General features: G+C 37.0%; 9 protein-coding genes. 8 read left to right on the forward strand and 1 reads right to left on the reverse strand.

Annotation, left to right across the window (positions count from 1 at the left end):
• Positions 1-41: 41 nt before the first annotated feature.
• The 5 genes from IV84_RS07885 to IV84_RS07900 all read left to right on the forward strand — a co-directional run bounded on the left by IV84_RS07885 (position 42) and on the right by IV84_RS07900 (position 6,894).
• Positions 42-881, forward strand: coding sequence for a hypothetical protein (locus tag IV84_RS07885; protein ID WP_046871849.1), 840 nt, complete (start codon positions 42-44; stop codon positions 879-881).
• A gap of 17 nt (positions 882-898) precedes the next feature.
• On the forward strand, positions 899-2,473 hold the full coding sequence (locus IV84_RS11325) for a CDP-glycerol glycerophosphotransferase family protein (RefSeq protein ID WP_269084648.1): 1,575 nt from the start codon (positions 899-901) through the stop codon (positions 2,471-2,473).
• Positions 2,431-2,940: a CDP-glycerol glycerophosphotransferase family protein gene (locus IV84_RS11330; protein WP_237028548.1), complete on the forward strand. Its 510-nt coding sequence runs from the start codon at positions 2,431-2,433 to the stop codon at positions 2,938-2,940. Before IV84_RS11325 ends, IV84_RS11330 begins: the two co-directional genes overlap by 43 nt.
• A gap of 10 nt (positions 2,941-2,950) precedes the next feature.
• Positions 2,951-4,528, forward strand: a complete 1,578-nt coding sequence (locus tag IV84_RS07895) for a peptide chain release factor 3 (protein ID WP_046871848.1) — start codon at positions 2,951-2,953, stop codon at positions 4,526-4,528.
• Positions 4,529-4,761: 233 nt separating this feature from the next.
• A complete protein-coding gene (locus IV84_RS07900; RefSeq protein WP_046871847.1) occupies positions 4,762-6,894 on the forward strand; it encodes an LTA synthase family protein in 2,133 nt (710 codons plus the stop codon).
• Between the two features lie 96 nt (positions 6,895-6,990).
• Here the strand turns inward: IV84_RS07900 and IV84_RS07905 are convergent, their stop codons facing one another.
• A complete protein-coding gene (locus tag IV84_RS07905) occupies positions 6,991-9,234 on the reverse strand; it encodes an ATP-dependent Clp protease ATP-binding subunit (protein ID WP_056986369.1) in 2,244 nt (747 codons plus the stop codon).
• Positions 9,235-9,482: 248 nt separating this feature from the next.
• Here IV84_RS07905 and IV84_RS07910 point away from each other — a divergent pair, with 248 nt between their 5' ends.
• The 3 genes from IV84_RS07910 to ptsP all read left to right on the forward strand — a co-directional run bounded on the left by IV84_RS07910 (position 9,483) and on the right by ptsP (position 11,828).
• Positions 9,483-9,680, forward strand: coding sequence for a hypothetical protein (locus IV84_RS07910; RefSeq protein ID WP_046871845.1), 198 nt, complete (start codon positions 9,483-9,485; stop codon positions 9,678-9,680).
• Between the two features lie 160 nt (positions 9,681-9,840).
• Positions 9,841-10,107, forward strand: a complete 267-nt coding sequence (locus tag IV84_RS07915) for a phosphocarrier protein HPr (RefSeq protein ID WP_046871844.1) — start codon at positions 9,841-9,843, stop codon at positions 10,105-10,107.
• Positions 10,107-11,828, forward strand: a complete 1,722-nt coding sequence (gene ptsP / locus IV84_RS07920) for a phosphoenolpyruvate--protein phosphotransferase (RefSeq protein WP_056986370.1) — start codon at positions 10,107-10,109, stop codon at positions 11,826-11,828. The genes IV84_RS07915 and ptsP overlap by 1 nt, the downstream gene beginning before the upstream one ends.
• The last annotated feature ends 82 nt before the right edge of the window (positions 11,829-11,910 follow it).

The following is an 11,910-nucleotide window of genomic DNA, read 5'->3' on the forward strand; positions in this document are numbered from 1 at the left end:
AGAAACAAAGTTTCAAAATATATAATACGAGAGGGCTGCTTATGAAAAATGCATTAATTCTAGTTTCAGATGACTTATCAGCTGAAAATCCACACTTGCTTCAGACAATTCAAAAATTATTAAGTAATCAAATTCAGGTGACAGTTTTAGTGATGGTTTTAAATTTTCAAACGGCGGTAAAGACAATTGAAAATCTAAATAAAGTTTTGTTGGGAACACAAGAAAAATTAAAAATTGTTAATTGGTTTGACCTGGTAGAAAATCAATCTGGAATTGACAGTGAATTAAAACCATTTACCAATCGATCAGAAGATGCCTTCACAAAAAAAGTATTTCAACTGGCTAATCAAAAAACTGTTGAACGCTATTTTGATCATCATTTTTTAGAGTATGAAAAACATTATCAAAATTCAAAGTTGAGGACAATCAAACAATTTAATCAGGGAAAATTGCAGTATCAATTTAGCTTTGACGAGCAGGCCCGTAATCGGGAGATTGTTGGATTTTTGGAAAGCAAACCAATTAATTACACCGTGTTAAATACAACTGACCAACAACTATATCATTGTTCGGTTAAACCAGCTCAAATGCGAACTTATACAGTTGCAAGTGATAGTGTATTTGCTAACCGAGGAAGAATTCTAGAAGAACAAATTGAAGGTAGCAAACGCCGGAACGTTGTGCAAATTGAAGTGGAGAACCCGCAATATAGTGTCCATGATTACGTTGAATGGCGGCCCTATACCAATATTTTTGAGTTTTATAGTGAGCAAATTCGTAAATTAGTAGATGACTCACAACATACGGGCATATTTATTGATCTAAAGAGTAATGAATTGATGTCAGGCTATTTACAAACATTCACAACTTTTAACTATTAGGAAGGGGAAAACCAAATATGCGAGCAATTTTATCCGATGTTCAAGCACAGCAAGAAATGCAGCAATTTGAAGTTGAATTGATTGGGCTTACCCAACAGGCTAAAAATTTACGCGTTATTTTTATTGAACAAGAATCATTGGAAAGTTTTACAATTGACCAAATAAATTTGCAAGAAAATATCTTAGAGTTTCCCCTAACTTTTCATCAGTTAAAAGGTCATTTTCCTGGTCAAACTAGATTTGTTTGGGAAGTGTATTTACAATGGCAGGTTGCAGATCATTTTGAAACTGTGCAAATTGAAAATGAATATATAGAAACCAAGCAAATTGATCTGACGACTTTTCAAAAAATTTCAGGCGATTTTTCTGGATTCACAAATATTGAACTCACTGAAAAAAATCAGGATGCTGTGTTTGAACTTCACAATGTCCAACGATTAAGCGATCGAATTCGATTAGTTGGTGCCCCAAAAATTGGTGATCAAGTGATGAAAAATATTGTGATTACCGTTGGGAATACTGATAATCAGAACAATAGTTTTCGATTAACGAACAACATTAGCACTTATTCAGATTTGTTTGTGTTTGAACTTTTATTGACTGATTTGAAAGTGAATCAAAAATATATATTGAAAATTGCGTATGATTTTGAGGGGAGCCATATTCATCAACAAGTAGGCTTGATCAGTGAATTTGATCTTAGTAAAGATTTCGCAACTGACGCAAATGGGCAAACAGTTTTCTTGGAGAAATCGTACGATAATGTAATCAGTTTGACGCGATTGGAAAAAAGTTCAAAATTTTCGACAATCACCCAAAGTTTGGTAAATAAAACTCAACGCTTATTAAGCGCTAGCGGTGTACTTGCTACGAAGCTTAAGTTATTATGGATTAAGCGACTATTTAAGCGGAGTCGATCCCCATTTGTTAAGCCGACAATTGTTTTTGAAAGCTTTGGTGGTCGTCAGGTTTCAGACAGTCCGTTGGCTATTTATCGAGTTTTTAAAGAGTTTTATCCAAGTTATAATCTCGTTTGGGCAATTTATCCTGAATTAAAGGCCTTTTGCCGGGAACATGGAATCCGATATGTTGTTCGTAATAGTGCGAAGTGGGTAAATTTGATGCGTCGTGCACAATGCTGGGTTAGTAATGCGCGGTATCCTTCATGGGTAAAAAAGTCGAAATTTACTTTTTATTTACAAACGTGGCATGGAACGCCTTTAAAAAAATTAGGTTTGGATATTAAGCAGGTTACCATGCCTGGAACTGATACAGCTTCTTATCATCGTAATTTCACCCGTGAGGCGAATCGATGGGATGCCTTAATTAGCCCAAACGATTATTCAACTAACATTTTTCGTTCTGCCTTTGGATATAAAAATCAAGTTCTTAAGCTAGGTTATCCGCGTAATGATGAGTTGCTTCAAGCAACACCAGAGCAAATTACCCAGTTGAAACAATCAATGGGAATTCCTGCGAATAAAAAAGTTGTGTTATATGCACCGACCTATCGAAATAACTCCTATATATCAACTGGTATAACTCCTATATATCAACTGGTAAATATACCTTTAAATTACCTTTTAGTTTAAAAGATTTTCAGGAACGTTATGGGAAAGAAACAATTTTAATTTTACGGATGCACTATTTAATTGCCAATCAGATCGATACTTTGGAATTTAAGGATTGTGTATTAAATCTTTCTGACTATCCAAATATTAGTGACCTGTATTTAGTTTCAGATTTGCTGGTCACGGACTATTCATCGGTGTTTTTTGATTTTGCGTATTTAAAACGCCCAATTTTGTTTTATCCTTATGATTATGAGATGTATAAAAATGAGCTGCGGGGGTTCTATTTGGATTACGAACACGAATTACCAGGTAAAATTGTGCATAATGAGACCGATCTGTTTAGTGAAATGAACGAGGCTTTAAAAAATCCAGATATGACAAATAATCGACGTTTTCAAGAATTCTATAAACGTTTCTGTGCGATTAATAGTGGTGACGCATCCCGAAAAGTAGTAAATTATATTGTGAATGCAATTAGGAAGTAGGAAATTATTTATGAATGAAACAAAATTAGATCAAGCGGTCGCAAAACGACGGACCTTTGCCATCATTTCCCATCCGGATGCTGGAAAAACGACCATTACTGAACAGCTATTACTGTTTGGTGGAGTTGTTCGGGAAGCCGGAACGGTAAAAGCCCGTAAGTCAGGCAGTTACGCAAAGTCTGATTGGATGGAAATTGAAAAAAAGCGGGGGATTTCAGTCACGAGTTCCGTGATGCAATTTGATTACGGTGATAAACGGATCAATATTTTGGATACCCCTGGACATGAAGATTTCTCTGAAGATACGTATCGAACATTGATGGCGGTGGATTCGGCTGTCATGGTTATCGATTCTGCAAAAGGAATTGAACCCCAAACTAAAAAGTTATTTCAAATTTGTAAGATGCGGGGAATCCCAATTTTTACTTTTATGAATAAACTGGATCGTGATGGTCGTGAGCCATTGGATTTGGTTAATGAACTTGAAGAAGTTTTAGGAATTGATGCTTACCCAATGAATTGGCCAATTGGCATGGGTAAGGGCCTGCAAGGTCTATATGATCGCTATAATAAGCGGATTGTTTTATACCGAAAAGATGCAGATGGCAATCGCTATTTGCCGTTGGATGAGGAAGGTCATCTATCAAGTGATCATCCTTTGACTGAAGATAGTACTTACCGAGATGCTGTCGGCGATATGGAATTACTGGGTGAAGCTGGAAATAAGTTTGACGAGGACCAAGTTGCTTCTGGAAAATTAACGCCAGTCTTCTTTGGATCTGCCCTAGCTAATTTTGGGGTTAAAACCTTTTTAGATATTTATTTGAAATATGCACCAGCTCCAGCACCACACAAGGACCGGGCTGATGAAATTATTAAACCAGATGATTCACAATTTTCTGGCTTCATTTTTAAAATTCAAGCTAACATGAATCCAAATCATCGTGATCGAATTGCTTTTGTCAGAATTTGTTCTGGCGAGTTTGATCGCGGGATGGATGTCACTTTGCAGCGAACTGGAAAAGTGATTCGATTATCAAATTCCACACAATTTATGGCGGATGCTCGGCATACAGTTGAAAAGGCTGTGGCCGGAGATATTGTGGGATTGTATGATACAGGAAATTTCCAAATTGGTGACACAATTTACGCGGGTAAACATGAAGTCCAATTTGAAAAATTACCACAGTTTACGCCAGAGCTATTTGTACGAGTTACAGCTAAAAATGTGATGAAACAAAAGTCATTTCATAAGGGAATTCAACAGTTAGTTCAAGAGGGAGCTGTGCAACTGTACACAAGCTATAATACAAACGATTATATTCTGGGTGCCGTTGGCCAACTTCAGTTTGAAGTTTTCCAATTCCGGATGTTAAATGAGTATCATTCAGAAGTTGTAATGGAGCCAATGGGTAAAAAGATTGCGCGTTGGATTGATCCTGAGCAATTAGACGAGAAAATGTCGTCTTCACGTAATTTGTTAGTAAAGGATCGGGCAGGTAACCCGTTATTCTTATTTGAAAATGAATTTGCAGAGCGTTGGTTTACAGGAAAGTATCCAGATGTAAAACTAACGGCTAAGCTATAAGGTTAAATAACTAAAGGCAAACTCAATTTTATTATTGAATTTGCCTTTTTTGCTCAAACAAAACGCGCAATTAGTCTTTTCAGATGGTCTAGGAACTTAAAAGTTCATTAAAATCTCTTGGAATGCATGGGATGGGACTATTAAAAAAGCTATTTTTCAGTTATACTTATTTAGTTTATGAGTGTTATTTAACGTTTAAATTTAATTTGTGAATTTGCAATGGAGGGTCAACTATGAGTCAAGCGTGGCATAAAATTCGCCGGGGACTAAATACCCGGTTTGGATTTTTCTTGTTCGCCGTTATTTTATTTTGTATTAAATCCTATATGGCTTACCAGACTAAATTTAGTTTGGGCGTCAAGGGAAGTATGCAAGAATTAATTTTAGCCATTTCACCAATTGCTACAGCATTATTACTGTTTGGAATTGGGTTATATTTTCGGGGGAAATGGGCTTATTGTTGGATGATTTTAGTTGATGCAATTTTATCATCTTGGTTGTTTGCTAATATTTTGTATTATCGAGAGTTCTCAGATTTTATTACGTTTAATTTGATTAAAGGATCTGGGGCTACTTCAGACAACCTTGGCAAGAGTTTAATGGGAATCATGCGCGGAACTGACTTTTTAGTGTTCGTGGATGTGATCTTCTTAATTCTATTACTGGCAATTCGATTTATTAAAATTGATACGACGCCCTTTAAGATACGTTATGCCGTGGCCACAACAATTTTATCAGTTGGTGTGTTTGGCGTAAACTTGGGGATGGCGTACAGTAATCGTTCAGGACTTTTAACAAGAACCTTTGATAATAATTACATTGTTAAATATTTGGGGCTTCAAACCTATACTGCGTATGATGCGATTAAAACGTATCAAAATAGTGAGCAGAAATCAAAAGCGTCTAACAATCAATTAAAACCGGTTCAAAAATTCTTAAAAGATAATCATATTTCATCTAACATTCAATACAAAGGGGTTGCAAAGGGCAAAAATGTTTTCGTTATTCATTTGGAAAGCTTGCAACAATTTGTAATTGATAAAAAATGGGATGGTCAAGAAATAACGCCAAACCTCAATAAGTTGTATCACGAGAATGATACGCTAAGCTTTGATAACTTCTTTAATCAAGTCGGACAAGGAAAAACATCTGATGCAGAAATGATGCTTGAAAACTCCTTATTTGGATTAGCAGAGGGTTCAGCAATGGTTATGGATGGAACTACCAATACATTCCAGAGTATGCCTGCCATTTTAGATCAGAATGGTTATTCAACTGCTTCATTCCATGGGGATGTTCCTAGTTTCTGGAATCGAGATAACGCGTATAAGTCCTTTGGTTATCAGTATTTCTTCAGTAAGGAGTATTACGATATCAAACCAGGCTATGTGAGTGGCTACGGGATGAAGGATAAGCTCTTTTTGAAAGATACAGTTAAGTATGTTGAACAGCTACCGCAGCCTTTCTATGCCAAACTAATTACGGTTTCGAACCATTATCCTTATTTAATTTCGAAGAAGGATGCATCGATTAAAGAATGGGATACTGGTGATCCAACGGTTGATCCTTATGTACAAACAGCTCATTATTTAGATCAATCAATTGGTGAATTAATGAATTATCTGAAAAAATCCGGTTTGGAAAAGAATAGTATGTTAGTCCTTTATGGGGATCATTACGGAATTTCGAATAACCACAAAGCGGCGATTGCTAAAATCTTGAATCTGAAACAAATTGATAATTACAATTTAGCCATGTTCCAAAAAGTGCCATTTATGATTCACATGCCTGGTTTAAAAGGCGGTATTAATCACACGTATGGTGGTGAGATTGATGTCATGCCAACACTAATGAATCTGATGGGAATTAATGATCCTGGTGCCATTCAGTTTGGACAAGACCTACTTTCAAAGGATCGTAATCAAATCGTTTCCTTCCGAGATGGGGACTTTGTTTCACCGAAGTATACCAAGTATGGGAATGACCTGTACTTTACTAAGACTGGGCAACAGATTACCGATAAGACGGAAACTGAGAAAAAAGAAGTTGATAAGATTCAGGATTACGTCAATAAAGAACTGTCGTTATCTGATTCGGTGATTAATGGTGATTTACTTCGGTTCTCTAAACAAAGCTGGTTTAAGACCGTAGATAAATCGGATTATAATTATAAAAAGTCTGCTGCACTGAAGGAATTAAGTGAAGCGCAAAATAAGAAACCAACAAGTCTATTAAAAGAAAACAAGGGAAAGTCAACAGAGGATCTCTATAAGACTGATGCACCTGAATTAAAGGGTGAAAGTTCTAGTAGCAGTAGTAGTGATGATAGTGGTAGTTCGAGCTCATCATCTTCTTCATCTAAATAAACCAAAGGAGACCGGAAATAAAAATTCCGGTCTCCTTTTTTTAGCTATAAAAAAGAACCAAGTCATAAGTTGACTTGGTTCTTTGAATTTGATTTATTAGGCTTTTGAATCTTCAGTTGTTTTAGCAGGAGTGTTATCTTCTGTTGTCAACGTAATCTCGCCGTCTGTAATTTTTGCAACCAGGTTCTTTGCATCCGCATGATCAAGATAATAATCAGCAATTCGATCTTCAATTTGCTCTTGGATGACACGACGTAATGGTCGGGCACCCATTTTTGGATTATAACCTAATTCGACTAATTTCTCTTCAACTGGTTCTGTCACATGAACGTGTAAGCCTTGAACGGCTAACATTTTATTGACATCGCCAACCATCAAGTCAACAATCTTCATTAGATTTTCCTTTGTGAGTGAATTGAATTCTACAATATCATCAAACCGATTTAGGAATTCTGGCTTGAAGTAATTACCTAACTTGTCTAAAACGGAATGAGTTTTGCCCTTGGCAGCAGCACCGAAACCAACATCAGCTTCCGCATCGCCACTTCCAGCATTCGAAGTCATGATAATGATTGTATCTTTAAAGCTTACTGTTCGACCTTGTGAATCAGTCAAACGGCCATCGTCAAGAATCTGCAGAAACATGTGCATAACATCCGGATGAGCCTTTTCAATTTCATCAAGGAGGATCAAGCTATAGGGATGACGACGAACTTGTTCAGTTAATTGGCCGGCTTCTTCGTAGCCAACATAGCCAGGGGGTGAACCAATTAATTTAGAAATTGAATGTGGTTCCATGTACTCACTCATGTCAAACCGAATCATGGAATCCTCAGATCCAAAGAGTTCCTTAGCTAATTGTTTAGCTAATTCTGTTTTACCAACTCCGGTAGGGCCGACGAATAGGAAGGAACCAATTGGACGACCAGTCCCATTTAAACCAATTCGGTTTCGACGGATGGCCCGGGCAATCTTGTTGACAGCTTCATCTTGTCCAATTACCTTTGAACTTAAATCGCCACTAAGATTCTGGAGTTGTTCTTGTTCACGTTTTTGAAGTTCACCAACTGGGATGTTAGTTTGTTCTTCAATGATTTGTTCCATATCTTTTTCTGTAACAGTTGGAATTTCATCTTTTTTCGATGCGCCAGATTTTGATTTCTCTAACTTGGCAACTTGATCACGATAGTAAGCAGCCTTTTCGTAATCTTCTGCTTTTGTTGCATCCTGTTTATACTTTTCAGCATTATCAATCTTTTGCTGGATTGTGTTGGGATCAACAGTATTAATTGTTAAATTCTTTTTAGAACCAGTTTCATCGAGTAAGTCAATTGCCTTATCCGGTAAGAACCGATCTTGAATGTATCGCTTGGACAGCTTTGCGGCTGCTTCGATAGCTTTATCTGTGTAATGAACATGGTGATAATCTTCGTATTTCTTTTGAATTCCCTTTAAAATCTTAATAGATGCTTCAACGCTTGGTTCATCAACCTGAACGGGTTGTAAACGACGAGCAAGGGCGGCATCTTTTTCAATGTCTCGATATTCGGTTGAAGTTGTAGCTCCAACAAGTTGGAAATCGCCACGAGCCAAAGCAGGCTTCAAAACGTTGCCGGCGTCCATACCACCTTCTGCATTACCAGCACCAACAATTTCATGAATTTCATCAATAAAGACGATAACATCCTTATTTTTTTCAACTTCTTTCATAAGTTGTTGCATTCGTTGTTCAAACTGACCTCTAATCCCAGTTCCTTGAACGAGTGATACAACGTCTAAACGAATAATTTTCTTATTAATTAATTTTTGAGGAACATCGCCTGCCACAATCTTTTCAGCTAGGCCTTCCACAACTGCTGTTTTACCAACACCTGCTTCACCAATTAAAACTGGATTGTTTTTCGTCCGTCGATTCAATATTTCAATAACCCTTGAGATTTCTGAATCACGGCCGATTACTGGGTCGATTTTTCCTTGTTTTGCTAAATCAGTTAGGTTCAAACCATACTGAGCTAGCAAGCCACCCTGGCCATTTTGGCGGGTACCACCATTATTATTATCAGTGGGACCACTTGGTTGGGTAGGGGGAACTTGTTGGTTAAAGTTCTGAGCATTTTCAACGTTACCATTTTGCATAGCACGGAAAATGTCATCTAGATTTCCAAATCCGAATGGGTCTTGTGCCATATTCATAGCACCTCCATTTCCAAAATTATTACCTTCTTGTTGTTTTAGAAGTTGATAGCAATTTTGACAAAGATCGATCTGACGCTGCTGACCGTTAACATTAACGTGCAGGTGGATCGTTGCTTCATTTTTACGACAATTTTGACATAACATCTTGCGATCTCCTTTCGCAAAGTCAAAGCTTTAAAAAGTTTGACCAACTTTGACCATGAACACATTATAACTCGCTTCATGATTTGTGCAAGCAATTTGTTTTAAAAAACTATGCCTGATAGAATTGCATTACCAGGCACTTTACTGCCCACAAAATTATATTAGCACTTTAATGACATGAGTGCCAATGTTTGAACTTTTGAAGGATATCGGCTAAACTAGATTTATTAAAAAAGGTAGGTGGTTAAATGGCACGAGACTTTTCGAACCTGTTAGAGCAGCTTCGGCAGGGTAGTATAAAGGAATTAACAGTTGAAGCTGATGAATTTCCAGCTTTTCAACCTATTTATATGAAGTATGAGCAACGGAAAAGAATTATTGGTAAAGCTCAAAAAAACGGAAAAGTGGTCTACCATTTTGAAAGTGATGAAAACGGTAAATCTTAATTTTATTTAAAATTCGTGAAAGGGCTTGTAATAATTTCCAGAAATTGCTATTATCAATGGGAAAGGCTAATTATTTGTTAAAGAATAAATGGTTATTTATTTTTTCTATGAAAAGAAAGCCCTTACCAAATCTTATATATTTTAAAGGAGATCGATTATAATGGAAACACGTGACTTTCATATTATTGCAGAAACAGGTATTCATGCTCGTCCAGCTACTTTATTAGTACAGGCAGCTAGCAAATTTAATGCTGATGTCAAATTAACATACAAAGACAAGGCAGTTAATTTGAAGTCTATTATGGGTGTAATGTCATTGGGTGTTGGTCAGAATGCTGATGTAACAGTTTCTGCTGACGGCGATGATGCAAAAGAAGCAATTGAAGCACTCGCAGACACAATGAAAAAGGAAGGACTTTCTGACTAATGACAAAAGAATTGAAGGGAATTGCTGCCAGTGATGGCGTTGCAATTGCGAAAGCATACATGCTTGTCGACCCTGATCTGTCATTTGATAAGAAAACAATTGATGATCCAGATGCCGAAATTAAGCGTCTTCATGATGCTTTAGACGCATCTAAATCAGAATTAGAGTTAATCAAAAGTAAAGCTGCTGAAAATCTTGGAGAGGATGAAGCCGAGGTATTTGAAGCACACATTACGATTCTCTCCGACCCTGAATTGATTGGGAATATTGAAGACAAGATCAAGAACGATTCTGTTAATGCAGAACAAGCATTGAAGGATGTAACAGATGGCTTTATCGAAACATTTGAAGCTATGACTGATAACCAGTACATGCAAGAACGTGCCGGAGATATCCGAGACGTCACAAAGCGTGTAATGAGTCATCTATTAGGTGTTAAGTTACCTAATCCAGCTTTGATTGATTCTGAAGTTGTTATCGTGGCGCATGATTTAACACCAAGCGATACTGCTCAGCTTGATCGTAAGTATGTTAAAGGATTTATTACTGATATTGGAGGAAGAACTTCACATTCAGCTATCATGTCTCGAACACTTGAAATTCCAGCGGTTGTTGGAAGTGAAAAGGCGACGACAGAAATTAAATCTGGCGATACTGTTATTATTGATGGTATTCATGGATCAGCAATTGTTGATCCTGATGCTGATCAAATTACTAAATATAACAAGATGCAAAAAGATTTTGTGGCTCAAAAACTTGAGTGGGATAAACTTCGTGACGAAAAAACTTTGTCCAAAGATGGCGTTCACTTTGACTTAGCAGCTAATATTGGAACACCAGATGATATTAAGGGTGTTGTTGATAATGGCGCTGAAGCAGTTGGCCTATTTCGTTCTGAGTTCTTGTATATGGATGCTAGTGAGCTTCCAAGTGAAGATGACCAGTTTAAAGCATACAAGGCCGTTGTAGAAGGTATGAAGGGCAAACAAGTTGTTGTCCGGACAATGGATATTGGTGGAGACAAGCAGTTACCATACTTGCCACTTCCAAAAGAAATGAACCCATTCTTAGGCTATCGTGCTATTCGAATCAGTCTTGATCGAACCGATTTATTCCGAACCCAGTTGCGCGCATTATTACGTGCATCTGCATACGGAAAATTGGCCATCATGTTCCCAATGATTGCAACTGTTGCTGAGTTTAAGAAAGCTAAAGCTATTTTTGAAGATGAAAAACAAAAGATGGTAAAGGCTGGTACTAAGATCGGTGAAAACATTCAAGTTGGTATGATGATGGAAATTCCTGCTGCTGCAGTTATTGCAGACAAGCTAGCTAAGTATGTGGATTTCTTTAGTATTGGTACTAATGATTTGATCCAATACTCATTTGCTGCTGACCGTGGTAACGAAAAAGTAGCTTATCTCTATCAACCATATAATCCATCATTGTTACGTTTAATCAAACGGACAATTGATGCTTCTCACGCAGAAGGTAAATGGACTGGTATGTGTGGTGAAATGGCTGGAGATCAAACCGCTGTTCCAATTTTGATGGGTCTTGGTTTGGATGAATTCTCAATGAGCTCATCTTCAATCTTGAAGACTCGTTCATTAATGAAACGCTTAGATACCAGAGAAATGAAGAAGTTAGCTAATAAGGCTGTTACTGAAGCTGAAACTAACGACGATGTTATTAAAATGGTTAATGATGCCATTAAATAATTGAATTTAAATTTATTTAAAATCTCTTAGGATGAATCAGATCCTGAGAGATTTTTGGTTCTTCGTCAACTGTTGTTGGTGA

This window comes from Pediococcus damnosus (assembly GCF_001437255.1).
GTDB lineage: Bacteria > Bacillota > Bacilli > Lactobacillales > Lactobacillaceae > Pediococcus > Pediococcus damnosus.

Coding starts and splice junctions, on each gene's coding strand:
- IV84_RS07900 (WP_046871847.1), top strand. CDS start 4,762: ATGAGTCAAGCGTGGCATAAAATTCGCCGGGGACTAAATACCCGGTTT.
- IV84_RS07910 (WP_046871845.1), top strand. CDS start 9,483: ATGGCACGAGACTTTTCGAACCTGTTAGAGCAGCTTCGGCAGGGTAGT.
- IV84_RS07915 (WP_046871844.1), top strand. CDS start 9,841: ATGGAAACACGTGACTTTCATATTATTGCAGAAACAGGTATTCATGCT.
- IV84_RS07905 (WP_056986369.1), bottom strand. CDS start 9,234: ATGTTATGTCAAAATTGTCGTAAAAATGAAGCAACGATCCACCTGCAC.
- IV84_RS07895 (WP_046871848.1), top strand. CDS start 2,951: ATGAATGAAACAAAATTAGATCAAGCGGTCGCAAAACGACGGACCTTT.
- IV84_RS07885 (WP_046871849.1), top strand. CDS start 42: ATGAAAAATGCATTAATTCTAGTTTCAGATGACTTATCAGCTGAAAAT.
- ptsP (WP_056986370.1), top strand. CDS start 10,107: ATGACAAAAGAATTGAAGGGAATTGCTGCCAGTGATGGCGTTGCAATT.
- IV84_RS11325 (WP_269084648.1), top strand. CDS start 899: ATGCGAGCAATTTTATCCGATGTTCAAGCACAGCAAGAAATGCAGCAA.